The organism is Weizmannia sp. FSL W8-0676 (genome assembly GCF_038593015.1).
GTDB classification, from domain to species: domain Bacteria; phylum Bacillota; class Bacilli; order Bacillales; family Bacillaceae_C; genus Weizmannia; species Weizmannia coagulans.
Window position 1 is genome coordinate 2,547,681 of the sequence record NZ_CP151954.1, and the last position, 15,335, is coordinate 2,563,015.

The 15,335-nt window shown below is 47.4% G+C and carries 13 protein-coding genes, 1 riboswitch and 1 other annotated feature; of the genes, 5 read left to right on the forward strand and 8 right to left on the reverse strand.

All coding sequences use genetic code 11. The features are described from left to right. Positions 1-27 precede the first annotated feature (27 nt). The 3 genes from ilvN to ilvD all read right to left on the reverse strand — a co-directional run bounded on the left by ilvN (position 28) and on the right by ilvD (position 4,311). Positions 28-549: an acetolactate synthase small subunit gene (gene ilvN / locus NST20_RS12590; RefSeq protein ID WP_013860312.1), complete on the reverse strand. Its 522-nt coding sequence runs from the start codon at positions 547-549 to the stop codon at positions 28-30. Beyond that, on the reverse strand, positions 546-2,261 hold the full coding sequence (gene ilvB / locus NST20_RS12595; protein WP_342399556.1) for an acetolactate synthase large subunit: 1,716 nt from the start codon (positions 2,259-2,261) through the stop codon (positions 546-548). Before ilvB ends, ilvN begins: the two co-directional genes overlap by 4 nt. A gap of 349 nt (positions 2,262-2,610) precedes the next feature. Then, positions 2,611-4,311 (reverse strand): dihydroxy-acid dehydratase, encoded by a 1,701-nt coding sequence (gene ilvD / locus NST20_RS12600; protein ID WP_013860314.1) that lies wholly within the window; start codon positions 4,309-4,311, stop codon positions 2,611-2,613. Between the two features lie 478 nt (positions 4,312-4,789). Then, positions 4,790-5,031: a binding site (T-box leader), on the forward strand. 57 nt (positions 5,032-5,088) lie between these two features. Between ilvD and brnQ the strand changes: the two genes are divergently transcribed. Beyond that, entirely contained in the window at positions 5,089-6,435 is a 1,347-nt protein-coding gene (gene brnQ / locus NST20_RS12605) for a branched-chain amino acid transport system II carrier protein (RefSeq protein ID WP_342399557.1), read from the forward strand. Between the two features lie 225 nt (positions 6,436-6,660). On the opposite strand, the gene NST20_RS12610 is transcribed toward brnQ, so the two are convergent. Together NST20_RS12610 and NST20_RS12615 are read right to left on the reverse strand one after the other, a co-directional pair. Further along, the gene (locus NST20_RS12610; protein ID WP_013860316.1) at positions 6,661-7,518 is read right to left on the reverse strand and encodes an STAS domain-containing protein; all 858 of its coding nucleotides are present in this window, start codon (positions 7,516-7,518) and stop codon (positions 6,661-6,663) included. Positions 7,519-8,001: 483 nt separating this feature from the next. Then, entirely contained in the window at positions 8,002-9,261 is a 1,260-nt protein-coding gene (locus NST20_RS12615) for a hypothetical protein (RefSeq protein ID WP_342399558.1), read from the reverse strand. Between the two features lie 218 nt (positions 9,262-9,479). Between NST20_RS12615 and NST20_RS12620 the strand changes: the two genes are divergently transcribed. After that, positions 9,480-9,683: a hypothetical protein gene (locus NST20_RS12620; RefSeq protein ID WP_133537675.1), complete on the forward strand. Its 204-nt coding sequence runs from the start codon at positions 9,480-9,482 to the stop codon at positions 9,681-9,683. Here NST20_RS12620 and NST20_RS12625 read toward each other — a convergent pair. Then, entirely contained in the window at positions 9,678-10,796 is a 1,119-nt protein-coding gene (locus NST20_RS12625; protein ID WP_014095882.1) for an RNA-guided endonuclease TnpB family protein, read from the reverse strand. The genes NST20_RS12620 and NST20_RS12625 overlap by 6 nt on opposite strands. A gap of 87 nt (positions 10,797-10,883) precedes the next feature. On the opposite strand from NST20_RS12625, the gene NST20_RS12630 reads away from it, so the two are divergent. After that, positions 10,884-11,024, forward strand: coding sequence for a ribbon-helix-helix protein, CopG family (locus NST20_RS12630; protein WP_013860635.1), 141 nt, complete (start codon positions 10,884-10,886; stop codon positions 11,022-11,024). 74 nt (positions 11,025-11,098) lie between these two features. After that, on the forward strand, positions 11,099-11,389 hold the full coding sequence (locus NST20_RS12635) for a hypothetical protein (RefSeq protein WP_342399559.1): 291 nt from the start codon (positions 11,099-11,101) through the stop codon (positions 11,387-11,389). A 126-nt stretch (positions 11,390-11,515) separates the two neighbouring features. Here NST20_RS12635 and NST20_RS12640 read toward each other — a convergent pair whose 3' ends face one another. Continuing rightward, on the reverse strand, positions 11,516-12,151 hold the full coding sequence (locus tag NST20_RS12640; RefSeq protein ID WP_061086829.1) for a Bax inhibitor-1/YccA family protein: 636 nt from the start codon (positions 12,149-12,151) through the stop codon (positions 11,516-11,518). A gap of 151 nt (positions 12,152-12,302) precedes the next feature. Continuing rightward, positions 12,303-12,405: riboswitch (SAM riboswitch) on the forward strand. 138 nt (positions 12,406-12,543) lie between these two features. Between NST20_RS12640 and NST20_RS12645 the strand changes: the two genes are divergently transcribed. Continuing rightward, positions 12,544-13,647, forward strand: coding sequence for a 5-methyltetrahydropteroyltriglutamate--homocysteine S-methyltransferase (locus NST20_RS12645; RefSeq protein ID WP_133537503.1), 1,104 nt, complete (start codon positions 12,544-12,546; stop codon positions 13,645-13,647). A 103-nt stretch (positions 13,648-13,750) separates the two neighbouring features. Here NST20_RS12645 and NST20_RS12650 read toward each other — a convergent pair whose 3' ends face one another. Next, entirely contained in the window at positions 13,751-14,986 is a 1,236-nt protein-coding gene (locus NST20_RS12650; protein WP_019721505.1) for an OFA family MFS transporter, read from the reverse strand. Positions 14,987-15,335 lie beyond the last annotated feature (349 nt).

Consider the following 15,335-nt stretch of genomic DNA (forward strand, 5'->3'; position numbering starts at 1 on the left):
TTCATTCTCTCCTTAAGTTCAAGATTTTTATTTTAATAGGGAATACGAGCTTAAATCGGTTACTTGTTTTTGCGAGCCGCGCAGAAATGCGGTCATCCCGGTACGGACCATTTCTTTGATGCCGTACGGTTTAAGCAGGTCAACGAGCGCCTCCACCTTGTCGCTGTCGCCGGTTACCTGGATGGTGACAGATTCCCTGCTGACATCTATGATGGAAGCACGGAACGGTTCGACAAGCCCGCCGATTTCGCTTCTCGTCTGCGGTGTGCTCAATACTTTAATCAAAGCAAGTTCCCGTGAGACGATGGCCTGGCCTGTGATGTCCTGGACTTTGATCACATCGATCAGCTTGTTCAGCTGTTTTGTCAGCTGCTCCGCCTGCCTGTCGTCTTCGACATTGACGACAATGGTCATGCGCGAGATGCCCTCCGTTTCGGTGCGGCCGACCGTAATGCTGTCAATATTAAACTGCCGCTTTGCGAGGACGCCGGTAATTTTGTTCAGCACCCCGCTCTGGTTTAAAACAGTGGCTACAACAATCCGCTTCATGGCTTCACCCCCATCATTTCATGCAAGCCTGCACCCGGCGCGACCATCGGGAACACCGCTTCAAGCCTTTTCACGCGGCAGTCGACAACGGCAGGCCCGTCATCCTCGAAAACGGATTTCAGCACCTGTTCGAGTTCTTCGTTGTTCGTTGCGCGGCAGCCTTTGATGCCGTAGCTTTCCGCAAGTTTGACAAAATCGGGCTGCACCGGGATCGTCGAATAGGAATAGCGTTCTTCGTAGAAAGATTCCTGCCACTGCCGTACCATGCCGAGATACTGGTTATTCACAATGAATATCTTGAGCGGCAGATTTAATTCTTTTACAACGGCAAGTTCCTGTAATGTCATCTGGAAGCCGCCGTCGCCGCTGATCGAAACCACCAGTTGGTCCGGACATGCGATTTGCGCGCCGATTGCGGCCGGAAATCCGAATCCCATCGTGCCGAGCCCGCCGGATGTAATCCACTTGTGCGGCTTTTCAAACCCGTAATACTGCGCCGCCCACATCTGATGCTGGCCGACATCCGTCGAAATGATCGCATCCCCGTTTGTGTAATGATGGATTCTTCGAATAACATGCTGCGGGGACAATTCCTCGCCGTCATCTTCGTACCAAAGCGGGAAATTTTCGGCGTATGCTTTTACATGGCGGACCCACTCATCCGTGCCGGCGTTTTGCAAATCTTCCGAACAAATCTTCTGCAAGGCTTCCTTTGCATCTGCCACGATCGGGATATCGGTTTTGACATTTTTGCCGATTTCAGCCGGGTCGATATCAATATGGACAACCATTGCATTCGGGGCAAAGTGGGCTAAGTTGCCTGTCAGGCGGTCATCGAACCGGGCCCCGATATTAATGAGCAGATCGCATTCGCAAATGGCCATGTTTGCCGCATACGTTCCATGCATGCCGCCCATGCCGAGAAAAAGCGGGTGGCGGAACGGAAAACTGCCAAGGCCGAGCAGCGTGTTTACGACCGGGATGCGGCACTTTTCCGCGAACTTGAGCAAAAGATCAGACGCCTTTGCATGGAGGATGCCGGCTCCTGCCAATATGACCGGTTTTGCGGAATAAGAGACAGCTTCCACAAGCTTTTTAATCTGGAGCGGATTCGGGCTTGTATTCGGCTGGTAACCGGGGAGATATAATTCCCGGTTTTCTCCCATTTCCACCGTACCCTGCTGGATATCTTTCGGGATATCGACCACCACCGGTCCGGGCCGGCCGGATTTTGCAATATGAAAAGCTTCTTTGACGACCCGCGGCAAATCCCGCAAATCCCTTACCTGGTAATTGTGCTTGGTAATCGGGGCCGTCATGCCGATAACATCGGCTTCCTGGAACGCGTCCGAGCCGATGACGGAAGTGCCGACCTGGCCGGTAAAGACGACGAGCGGGAGCGAGTCCATCATCGCATCGGCAATCCCGGTGATCAGGTTGGTTGCCCCCGGGCCCGAAGTCGCAATGACGACACCTGGTTTTCCGCTAACGCGCGCGTAACCTTCTGCCGCGTGAATGGCCCCCTGCTCATGCCGGGCCAGGATATGCCTGACCGGCTGGTTGTAGAGGGCATCGTAAATCGGTAAAACCGCACCCCCCGGATAGCCGAACATGACTTCGACTCCTTCCCGCACCAATAACTGGACAAGCGCCTCAGCACCCGTACATTCTGCTGTTTTCACATTGCCATCCATTCTTGCTTTCGCACACACGATTTAACCTCCTATTCTGATTTGCGCAGGCTCCTTGATTTATCCCAATAAAAAACGCCTTTCTCTCCTTGAAAACGGCAAAAGGAATAATCGTTTTTGCCGGTTTTGCAGGGATGAAAAGGCATCTTTTCATGGTACCACCCAACTTCACAGCGTTCTCACAAACGCCGCCTCATGCAGCATCGTTTACAAAATGCTGCTTTTGGTAACGGGTCCTCCGCTTCATGCGGCCGACCCGGCAAGTCCTAGTAGGCAGAACCGTTCAGACTTGCACTCAGAGGCGATGTCGTGACCGGGGTATTTACCGGGCTCCCAGCATCCCCGGCTCTCTAAAAAATACCTGATCCGATCACTTTGTCCCCGTCAACGTTTTTTGCGGTAATCCGATTTTTAAAACCCCGCCTGTATTCGCGGAAGTCACGAGTGCGGAATATCTTGCCAGGTAGCCGCTTGTGATTTTCGGCTCCGGCTGCACCCAATTTTGTTTTCTTCTTTGCAATTCTTCATTCGGAACATGGAGCTCAATCCTTCTGTTGATTAAATCAATCGTAATGCGGTCGCCGTTTTCAACAAGTGCGATCGGCCCGCCTTCCGCCGCTTCCGGTGAAATATGGCCGACGCAGATGCCGCGGGTTGCGCCGGAAAATCTGCCGTCCGTAATCAAGGCAACGGTTTTGCCAAGCCCCCGGCCCATAATGGAGGATGTTGGCGCGAGCATTTCCGGCATGCCCGGCCCGCCTTTTGGCCCTTCATAACGGATCACGACGACATGCCCTTCACGGACAAGGCCGCTGTCAATCCCTTTTTGAGCCTCTTCCTGGGACTCGAATACAATGGCCTCCCCGGTAAAGGTGTGAATATCCGGATCGACCGCTCCCACTTTGATCACGGCACCGTCCGGGGCAATGTTGCCATACAGGATGGACAAACCGCCGACCGGGCTGTAAGGATTTTCTTTCGGCCTGATCACTTCAGGATTGCGGATTTCCGCATTTTTCACATTTTCATAGATGCTTTTGCCGGTGATCGTCAGCCGGCCGGGGTGAATCGCCCCCTTAATCTTGCAAAGTTCATGGACAATTGCGCTGATTCCGCCTGCAAGGTGGACGTCGTGCATCGAGTAATCCGACGCCGGCATAATTTTTGCAAGATACGGGACTCTTTCCGCCACCTTGTTAATCCGTTCCAAATCGTAGTCAATTCCCGCTTCCCGGGCAATTGCCAGCGTATGCAGCACGGTATTGGTTGAACCGCCCATCGCCATATCAAGCGCGAAAGCATCATCAATCGCTTCTTCTGTGACAATATCGCGCGGCCGGATATCATTTTTGATACAGTTCATTAAATGACCGACGGCTTCCCGGATAATGCGGTGCCGTTCCTCCGACGTGGCAACGATGGTGGCGTTGCCGGGCGGCGTCAGGCCAAGCATTTCCATTAATGAATTCATCGAGTTTGCCGTAAACATGCCTGAACACGATCCGCATGTCGGGCAAGCGCTCGTTTCCAGCATTTTCAGCTCTTCATAACTGATTTTTCCGGATTTATGGGCACCGACGCCTTCAAATACCGATGTAAGGGACAACTGTTTTCCATCCGGCGCCATACCGGCTTCCATCGGCCCCCCGGAAACAAAGACCGCCGGCACATTTGTCCTCACGGCTGCCATCAGCATGCCAGGGGTGATCTTGTCACAGTTTGGAATGTAAAAGACCCCGTCAAACCAGTGGGCGTTGATGACCGTTTCGGCACTGTCGGCAATCAATTCGCGGCTCGGAAGCGAATACCGCATGCCGATATGCCCCATCGCAATGCCGTCATCCACCCCGATCGTATTAAATTCAAACGGGACACCGCCCGCTTCCCTGATGGCTTCTTTTACCACTTCCGCAAACTTATTGAGGTGTTTGTGCCCCGGGATAATATCAATATAAGAATTGCACACCCCGATGAAAGGCTTATCGAAATCTTCCGTTTTCAGCCCTGCTGCATATAAAAGGCTTCGGTGCGGGGCACGGTCGATCCCTTTTTTGATCATGTCACTTCGCATTCCATCACTCCCATTCTATTGCCTGCGGGGTCTTTCTTATGCCCGGTGAAAATCCGGATTTTTAAATATCCGCCCGAGAGAATTTTTTATATTCTTTAATTGTTGTCAATCATACGACTTTTGGTCGCCGAGGTCAACCCTTTTCTGTCAACTTTTTTGACAATTTTGATTTGAGAATCTATTTGGAAACGCTTTCATTATTGATTTCATCGACTTTTTCCTTTTTCATTTTTTGAATTGCCCAAAATTGGCTCCCGATTTTTTAGTTGGTTCTGCCTGCTGCTTGCTGTTCTTTTTGGAGGCGGCACTTGTGTTGAGCCTGCTTCCGGCTCCTATTCTTTCTTATCCCATTTCAGCAGCTGGCTATTACGGCTTCTGTCCTTTTTGATGGCAGGGACGGGGCTAAAAAATTTTCTGGGAGAGATGTTGACAGATGAAATGTTCAGTGATAATCTTATTTTCAAATAATATAAAAAAACAAAAGTCGAGGACGGGAAGAGTAAGTTTGGATCTTGTTCCCCAGAGAGTTGGCATATTGCTGAAAGCCAATGTTCAAGGCCATTCCGAAGATCATCCCCGAGATGCAAAGCTGAAGTTTACAGTAGGCTTTGACGGCGATTCCCCCGTTAAGAAAGGAACACGTATGTTGGTACGTTGTATGAGGTGCCGCACGCTTTTGTGCGGAATAAGGGTGGTAACGCGAGCAAACTCGTCCCTGTTTCAGGGGCGGGTTTTTTGTTTTTCTCTATATTGCATCGAAAGGAAGCGGACATAGTTATGAAAAGAAACGAAGTATTGTTTATCGGCTTTATGTTGTTTTCCATGTTCTTCGGAGCCGGAAATTTAATTTTCCCTCCTTTTCTCGGCATCCAGTCGGGATCGTCTTACTGGCCGGCAATGGCAGGCTTTATCGTAACGGGGGTCGGGCTGCCGGTTCTCGTTATCGCGGCAGTCTCTTTTGTAGATGGCGGCATCCAGGCGATCGGAAACCGGGTCCATCCGGTTTTCAGTACAGTATTTACCGTGATTGTCTATTTATGTATCGGGCCGTTTTTGGCGATCCCAAGAAATGCAAACGTCGCTTATGAAATGGGGGTTAAACCGTTTCTTTCCGGGTCCGCCCACAGTTCGCCAGTCTCTTTGCTGTTGTTCAGCGCCGTCTTTTTCCTGCTCGTCTATTTGACCAGCCTGAATCCTGACAAAATGTCAAATACGCTCGGGCGCTGGATTACACCGGTATTATTGCTGGCAATGGCTGTCCTTTGCACAGCCGGCTTCTTTAAACTTTCTGGCCGCCCGTTTACGGCACCGGCAGCCGGATACCAGACCGGTTCTTTCTATAAAGGCTTTATTGACGGATACTCCACGATGGATGCGCTCGCTTCCCTGGCGTTTGGCATCGTCATTTTAACAGCGGTCAAACACCGCGGCGTCGCAAACCGGAAACAAATGACGGCCTATACATTAAAAGCCGGGTTGATTGCCGGCGCGATTTTGGCGCTCGTCTATGTCGCACTCGGATTGATCGGCGCAAAAATGGCTACAAGCGGCACGTTCCAAAACGGCACCGATGTCCTGACGGCAATGTCTTCCCTGCTATTCGGGCAGGCGGGAAAAATACTGCTCGGTTTTATTTTTATGCTGGCCTGCTTTACAACCGTCGCCGGTTTAACAACAGCGTGCGGGCAATATTTTTCCAATCTGGTGCCGAAATTCAGCTACCATGGTGTTATCATTGCCGTTGTCCTTACCGGCTTTACGCTCTCCAATCTCGGGCTTAATACCATTTTAAAATTTTCCGTCCCGTTTTTGGAAATGGCTTATCCGGTTACGATCGTGCTCGTTGTCCTGACATTTTTCCACGCGGCATTCCGCGGTTCGAAAAAAGTATACGGCTTTGCATTGTTGTTTACGGGCGTGTTTGCTTTAATCGAAGGGCTGAAAGGGTTCGGCGTCCCGCTTGGCTTTATCGGGGCATTCGCCCAAAAACTGCCGCTTGCCGCCGCCGGCCTTGAATGGGTAATGCCGGCTCTTTGCGGAACGGCCATCGGGCTTTTATTCAGCCGGCTGGAACACCGCACAAAAGAAACACGTGCCGTCCAGGCAAGGGAACAAAGTTTGTAGCGGCCCGGAAAAGCTTCGAGGCGGCCAGCCTGGTCTCGCTTTTCCCACGGATCGGACCGCAATTCCCCCGGGAGGAACGTATGGGGAATTGCGGGCAAATTTTTCTCCCCTCCCGGCGCAAAGCCTGTAATCGAATCATAAACGCTTTACGTTTTCAGCCGCAAAAAAAAGCCCCGCCTCCTGGAAAAGTGCGGGGCCTTTTTTATGATTTCTATAATATAACCGTTAATACAGCGTAATTTCCTTGTTTAAATCATCATATTGAATATATTTTTTCAATGCCTGCTGTAATGTCCCTTTTGTTTCTGCTTTATTTTCAAAGGAAAGGCCCCTTGTGACCATCTGCCTTACAATTTCCGGGCGCAGGCCGGTGATGACCACTTTGCATCCCATCATCGAAGTGCCGTCAATCATCTTAAAAATATGGTCGACTACCTCCATCTCTACTTCTGCAATGCCGGAGAAATCCATTATCAACGTTTGGACATGCAGCCGCCCTACCTCAAGCAAAACTTTTTCTTCCAAAATATTGGTGCGGAACATATCAATAGAGCCGATTAACGGCAAAATACAGACGCTCGATGTAATCGGAATGATCGGGACGGACAGGTTTTCCACCAATCTTTTTTGCTGGTCGATCAGTTCATCTTTATAGGTAGAATACCGGATAAAAAAGTGATTTAAAAATTGGTCAATACGGTCATTGATTTTTTTCTCCATGTTAAAAAAGTAGTCCTGGTCCACTTCAATCCCTTTTTCTTCCCCGTACTTTCTCAGAAATACCCATAATGTCCGGCGGATCGCCTGCACCCACTCCAGTTTCAGTCCGAGCGTCAAAGAATGCGTTGCCCAGGCAATCCCTTCTTGGCGGGCAAATGCGACCAGTTCCTCATCCTGCTGTTCGACGACATACGTTACAATTTTAAAGGCATTGTTCAACAAATCAATGTTCCCTATTCTTAAAATTTCATCAATTTTATCTTTTACATTTACAGCTTCATTTAATAGCTTCTGTTCGAAGCTGTCTCTATTTTTTTTAAGGTATGCGATAATTTCTTCCTGTTCATTTACAATCGATCTCATTTCTCCACACCTCATCTAGTATGATAAAAGGATGGCTGCTGTTGAAGCGGCGGCCGCCCGCGTTTTTTGCGGCCTGTCCGAAGATCAGCCAGGACAGGGAAAATTGGCCCCACCTCTAAAAGAATACCATTCTTATACCCCATACACCAAATAAATTAAACATGATGCCAGATAAAATGAACTACAATTCCCTGCATCAAGCCCGGACACGAATTTGGGATGGATAACTTTTGGCAGCAGGCAACAGAGCGGCAATATCATGCATAAAGGCCATTATTTTCACCCGGGTCTCCGGCCAGCGTATTTGTACTTATGGATTGACTTTAAACCCGCTCCCGTGCCGTGCAAAAAGCAGCCGTGGACAATTTGCACCAGCGTTGCGGGATGGGCGGCTATGCGCGAAAGGGGTCTCCCCTATGGCTTTCCCCATCCGACCAGGTTTTTCCTTTCCAACCGACAAAAAGCCGCTCCATCCAAAGCAGCTTAAATGGCTGTTTCCCTTTTTTCTCTTGAAACCAATTGCGCGGTCATTTTCCTCCAGGCTGCTTTTGTATCCTGAAAATCGCGGTAATGCTGTCTGACGTTGCGGTGGTACTGCTCGAATTCCTCCAGTACATTCATAAAGTCATCCCGTCCGAAGTAGCGGCAAACTTTCGGAAGCGTCTCTTTCAGCCGGGCACGCACTTCCGCCATTTTTTCTTCATAGTTTTCCCTGTCGGTGATATACACATAAAGCGGCTTGTACCGGATCCAGCCGACACATGCTTTGTAAAAACGCTCCACGACCTGTTTCGTATCCGCTTTAATATAGCTTAAATTGGTCGGCAGCACCCCGAGCAGCAAATGCTGGTAAGCGCCGAATCCGTCATGGAAAGTATAGGCTGGCACGCGCAACACGGTCCGGTCTGTCAGGCATGTGCCTAAGAAAGTATCCTCGCCCCGTGCATTCGGCGGATTGTAAAACGGCAGCACACGGTCCGGGTCTGTTAAATTCAGCGTCAAATTCGATCCTGAAATAAATTTTGCCCGGTTAATCTCTGGCACTTCTTCCGCCTCATCCTTTACAAGCACACCTGTATCGGCATATGTCACCCCGCCGTTTTTCATCACGGTTTTGATCGTATCCCAATTGACAATATCGTTGCTCAAGGCCTCAATGAGCGTGCGGAAATCTTTTTCTTGCAGGACGTCATTGAAAGAAATGAACGGAATCGGGGAAATGTAGCCGCAATGGTATCCGTTCGTAATATCGGCATTCCGGATATGTTCCAAATGCTTCCGGAGCACTTGCTGCCCCCCCCAGACAGCCGTTTGCCTGCTTTTTGTCACGGCAACCGGATACTCGTCATCATCAAGAAAAATGAGATAATCGATGCCTCTTTTCAACGCCTCATAAACGATGATATTGCGTTTGGACGCGTATCCTTCGCCGAACAAAAGGACTGCTTCTTTTCTGCTCATGCCCATTTGGGATACGAGTTCTTCGGTTGCTTTACGCGTCTCCTTCTCCCCGACGAAATAAGCCCGGTCAATATCTTCCATGCATTCCGTTTCAATATGTACAAAGTCTTCAGGCTCTGCATTTTCGTAGTGCAAATCATAGGCAACAAACAAATGCAGCTTGATCCTGTCGCTCTCCGTCAGTTCGGATTCCTTCAAGTTATACATATACGTTTTTAAAACGTTTTTAAAACTTTTTCTTCCTGTTGCAAATCCGATGCCCACATTGATTTCCTTTGCCATTTTCTTCCCTCTCCTTTTGCATTTCTATTTCCTTATACCCTGTTTGGATGTGAACCGAAACATGGCATAATTTCGCCGGCTTGCGGGTAAACTTCGATTATGTTGCGTGCAATGTTTGAATGAAGATGAAAAAGTGTAAGAAGATAAAAAAAAGGATGTGCCCTGTTTTTTCCGGAAGCAGCCAGGGAAAACGGGCACATGAAAAAAGGAGCAGAGCAATGGCTGGGCAAATTCCTAATGAAAAAACGATTGATGATACCATTGATTTGATGAAAGAAGGGCATCTCTACAGTGAACTACCCACCACTTATCAACCTTACGGTTTGATTGAAGTGGGGGCTTCTCGACTTATCGTTGCTTTTACTAGCCAACGAAAACTGACCGAGCTAACCCTCTTGTTCCAAGAGTTTTGTTACTTATGATAACGCTAATAAGCGTAATCCCTCATTTTTGATATTGATTGCTGAATTGTGATCGCGATCTAATACAAAGCCGCAAGAACATTTATATACACGTTCAGATAATGGCATTTCTTTTTCCTTGCCGCAACATGAACACTTCTTAGTGGAGGGAAACCACTTATCAATTTTCACAAGTTGTTTCCCTTGTTCTTTTAGCTTATACGCTAAGAAAGTAGTGAACATTCCCCAGCCGTTATCATGAACGCTTTTCCCAAAGTGAAGGGCTTGAGACATCCCTTTCATGTTCAAGTCCTCAATCACGACAGCATCAAAGTTAGAAGCTAATTCTTTTGACTTATGATGAAGAAAATTCATGCGTTGGTTCGCCACTTTCTCATGTAACTTAGCCACTACTAGTCGTTGCTTGTTCCAACGTGCAGAACCTTTCTTTCTTCGAGAAAGAATTCGTTGTGCTTTTGCTAATTTATCTAAGGCTTGCCGATAGTAACGTGGGTAATTGGCTTTCTTACCCTGTTCACTCTCGACATATAGACCATCCATAGCAAAATCCAAACCAACAACTTTCTGTATTTTAACTGGACGAATATCTTTCTCATATTCTGTCAAAATTGAAATGTAGTATTTGCCTGTCTTTGTTTTAGAAATAGTGCAAGATTTGATTTTATAATCAGCAGGTATCTCTCTATGCTGTTTCATTTTTATTGGCTTTTTGATTTTTGGCAGTTTGATATGACCATTTTCTAGCTTAATATTTCCGTTGACCATATTAGTTGTATAGGATTGTTTTGCTTTACGATTTTTGAACTTTGGAAAATCCGCATTTCCTTCAAAGAAATTCTTATAAGCAGTCTGTAAGTTCATTTGTGCATTTGCCAAAGCTAAAGAATCCACTTCTTTTAGGAATGGAAATTCACTTTTATATTTTGCAGGAGTCGGAAACTTTTGCTTTTTAAGCAATTCTTTATCATCCTTGAACTTTTCATACGTTTCTTTGCGTTCAGCTAACATCTTATTGTAGACAAAGCGAACACAACCAAATGTCTTAGCTAATAATGCGGATTGTTCTTTGTTTGGTAACAAACGAAACTTGAAAGCTTTGTTTTGCTTGGCCATATCAATTCACCTCACTTTGTGCGAAAAAATTTCGTATATATTGATTATATTGTAAAAAATCCGTACAATCAATATGAGGTGATAATCATGAGAGAAGAGAAAGAACGTGTAGAAATTCATATGCCTAAGACGATATTAGAAAAATTGGAGCAATATCAAAAAGAAAATGGGATTCCAACTAGAACAGCCGCAATCTTAGAATTGTTGAGAAAAGGATTGGAAAAATAACTTTGGCTAAAGCCAACCGAAATTCATCTCCCACCTACTCATTGGTGCGATTCGCACCTTCACATTCCTTGAGGATGGGAGACTTCTTTCGGAAAGCCGTTAAAAACCGGACGGACGATTATCATGCAATTTTGTTTGAAACCCGTCTGCTCGGGCAAAAAGCGGTGTGCATCAGCGGCGAGGAAGCAGTCAAAAAGTTTTATGACCCGGAAAAATTCAAACGAAACGGGGCTGTGCCAAAACGTATTCAAAAAACGTTGTTTGGCGAAAATGCGATCCAGACGCTCGATGGAAAAGAGCATCTCCACCGGAAAGCGCTGTTTTTATCGCTGATGGGGCCGGATGCGCAGCAGCATTTGGCATAAATGGTCCGGGCAGCATGGGAAGCGCGCATCCCCGAAAGGGAGCAAAAAGACCGTATTGTTTTGTTTGACATCCAACATGTGAAAAAGAAAACGCCTGCCGGTGAATGGCGGGCGTTTTCTTTTTTCTCAATCGTCTCTTCCCAAAATGCCGAGAATTTGCAAAATGTAAATAAACAGGTTGATAAAATCAAGGTACAGGCTTAAAGCCAAAAGCGGGACCATTTCCTCGGAAATGCCATGGTGCTTCATTTGGTTAAAGTCAAAAACAACATACAGGGAAAAAACAATCGCGCCAATGAAGGAGTACGCGAGCATCCCGGTTGAGGTTAACGGGCTGAAAATGCTGAATATTCCGATGAAGATCAGCGCCAACAATGCGACAAGCAATGCGGTGCTTAAAAAGCCAAGATCCCTCTTGGTAACGGCCCCAATAACACCCATCACGGCAAAAATGCCGAACGTGGAACCAAAAGCGAGCAGGACGACCTCAGCACCGGCCTGGGATGCATAATAAGCTACAATCGGATATGTCGTAATACCGGAAATAAAGGTGAAAGCATAAACGAACATATACCCGACGCTCTTTTTCCTTCTTAACCAGAAAGCGGCGATGACCATTGCAATTTCTGCAACCATCAGCGGCATCATAAGCGCAGGCGGAATGAATCTCCCCGTATATAAACCCGCCGTTGCAAACAGCAGTGAAACGGCAAAGACGCCAAGCACTTTCTGGAATACAGACCTTGATTGTATGGCCTCCATAAAATCCCTCCTTTGTTTTTCTTATTACTATTATATTTTCACATCGCCCCTGATTTCAATCTTTCCGTCCCATTTTAAAAAATTTTGCGAATGCCCTTGACAAAAATAGGTGGAACATTTAAAGTGTATTTAAACTAAATAATATTTAAAATTCTTATCCAGAGAGGTGGAGGGACTGGCCCCTTGAAGCCTCGGCAGCGGTCTTTTTTAAAGAACTGTGCCAATTCCAGAAAGCAATTGCTTGAAGATAAGAAGAGCGGACGGTTCTGTTTTGCAATCCATACCTCTTCTTATTGCCGAAGAGGTTTTTTTAATGGGCCCATGCAGCTAAAAGCAATTTCTTTCTGCGCACAGCAGCTGTTTTAAAAAATATGCAGAAAGAGGGAATCATGATGACAAAAACATTAACAAAAGCGCCGTACAGGGCAGACATTGTCGGAAGCTTTTTGCGCCCGGCCCGGTTGAAGAAAGCGCGGGAAAAATTTGCAGCGGGAACCATCCCGGCCGAAGACTTGCGTGCAATAGAAGATGAAGAAATCCGCCGCCTGGTCGACAAACAAATTGAAGCCGGCCTCGAAGCGGTAACGGACGGAGAATTCCGGCGGAGGTTCTGGCATACAGATTTCATGGAACATTTAAACGGGGTAAAAGGATACGTGCCGAACCATGGATACCGGTTTGTCGGCATCGAAACGGAAGCTTATGACGTCCGGGTAACCGGAAAAGTCTCCTTTAACCCGGACCATCCGCACATAAAAGATTTTATTGCGCTGAAAGAAATCGCCGGGGACAGGGCGGTTGCGAAAATGACTATTCCAAGCCCGAATCAGTTTTTCAATGCGGGAATCCGCAATGAAGACATTTACCCGGATCTTGAAGAATACGCAAATGATATTATCCAAACTTACCGGGATGCGATCAAAGCTTTTTATGATGCCGGCTGCCGCTACTTGCAGCTGGATGATGTTTATCTTGCCGGCCTGTGTGCACCGAAACTGCCGTTTGCAGACAGTGAGCTCGAAAGGGAAAGATTGATTGATCTCGCTTTACATGTAGCAAACAGCGTACTGGAAGACAAGCCGGATGATCTGACCATCACAACCCATCTGTGCCGCGGCAACTACCAGTCGAAATGGGCTTTTGAAGGTCCGTATGATAAAATTGCCCCGAAAATCTTTGCAAATGAAAAAGTAGACGGGTTTTTCCTTGAATACGACGATGAGCGTTCCGGCGGGTTTGAACCGTTGAAATACATTCCGGAAGGCGGGCCGAAAGTCGTGCTTGGCATTTTTACATCGAAAAAGGGAGAGCTTGAAGATAAAGTGCTGATCAAAAACCGGATTCGGGAAGCATCCAGGTATGTACCGCTCGAACAGCTTTGCATCAGCACCCAGTGCGGCTTCTCCTCCACCCACCACGGCAATCTTTTAACAGAAGAGCAGCAGTGGGACAAAGTAAAATATATTGTGGATACCGCAAAGGAAATTTGGGGATAAACCGGGAAAACCCGCTGGGGCAGCCAGCGGGTTTTTTATCATGATGGAGGCACGAATCCCTTTCCTGTCTGCTTGTTCATGATCGAAGCACACAGCCCTTGCTTTAATGCGAATGCTGGGCACGGTTGACATTCCCCCGAACCCCGTGTGCGTGGGCTGCTTCTTCAGCCGGCGATTTAATGAAAAGCGTAATCGCAAAAGAGACCAGGCAGAGAATCGTGATCGCATGGAATGTCGGCATAAAGCCCCCGAGAAGGGAAGCGATGACCGATCCGGATAATGCGCCGATGCCGAAGCCTTGGTAAATCACTGAATAATTGGCGCTTTGATTTTTCAGGCCGAAGAAGTCTGAAATAATAGCCGGAAATACGGTGACATTTCCGCCGAAACCGAAAGCAATCGCAGCAACACAGATAAAGAACAGGGCGAAATTTAAGTGGGCATAGCTCAAAATGGAAACCGCAACGGCCGTCGCGAGCAGCGTCCCTGATACCACTTTCATTCTTCCCACATGGTCTGATAAACCGCCGAGAACGAGCCGCCCGATGGTGTTAAAGACGGCAATCAGCGCCACTGCATTGCTGGCCGTCGCAACATCCAGCCCGACAAGCCTCGTGCCGATGTCTTTAACAAGGCCGATCAGATATAAACCGCTCATACACGCCGTGAAGAACACGATGAATAAGAGGTAAGCTTGTTTCGTTTTGAGCATTTCTTTGATGGTAAAATCTTTTCCGGCCGGCTGTTTGGACACAGTACCGGATGTGGTTGTATTTTCTGCTTCTTTCAAGAGGAAAGATCCGCCGGTGATCATGGCAATTGCAATCACTCCCCAGCAAAGAAAAGCCTGTGTGACACCAAACGAACTGAGGACGGCACCGTTTACAAACTTAAATACCAGGCTGCCGGTCCCGTATGCCCCGACGGAGATGCCTGAAACGAGGCCTTTTTTATCCGGAAACCATTTCATTAAATTGGATAAAGTCGTGATATAAGCTGTCCCGTCTGCATAACCGACAATAAGGCCTGCCAACAGATAGAGCATCCAAAGTGAAGGTGCAAATGAACTCAAGATTAATCCTGCGCCAAGCAAAATGCCGGAAAAAGCAACCAGGCGGCGCAGCCCCCATTTTGCCTGCAATTTTGTCGCAAACAATGTCGATACTGCAAGTGCCAGGCTTAAAATAGAAAATGTCGTCGATACTGCACTCAATTGCCACCCGAATTTATCAACAAGCGGCTGGTTAAATAAACTCCATGTATAAACAGTCCCAAGCCCCATTTGTACAATCATCGTCCCTAATACAATCAGGCTGCGGTTTGCTTTTCGTTCTAACATGTCCGATTCCCTCCGTTTCTTCTGTCCTTTTCTACAGTTCAAATTATAGTACGAAAATAAGGAGGGAACTCATTTTCGGAACGAGAATGCTTTAAAAAGGAATAAACGGTATACAGAAAGGAATGGATGGCACAGGAACAAACCGCTTCTTGAAACTTTCCCGCGCAATGTCCATAAAAGATGGCATATGGATAAAATTAGGTATTCCAATTTATGCACAATCTTCCTGAAAAACGGTATTGCCGGAAGCAGGCCATGCCCGTTTTTTCGGCGCAACACCTTGGAGGATGGCAAATTGGAAAGCAGGCAACTTTTCACACGCGAACGGCCGCAGTGCGCAAAGTAGGCC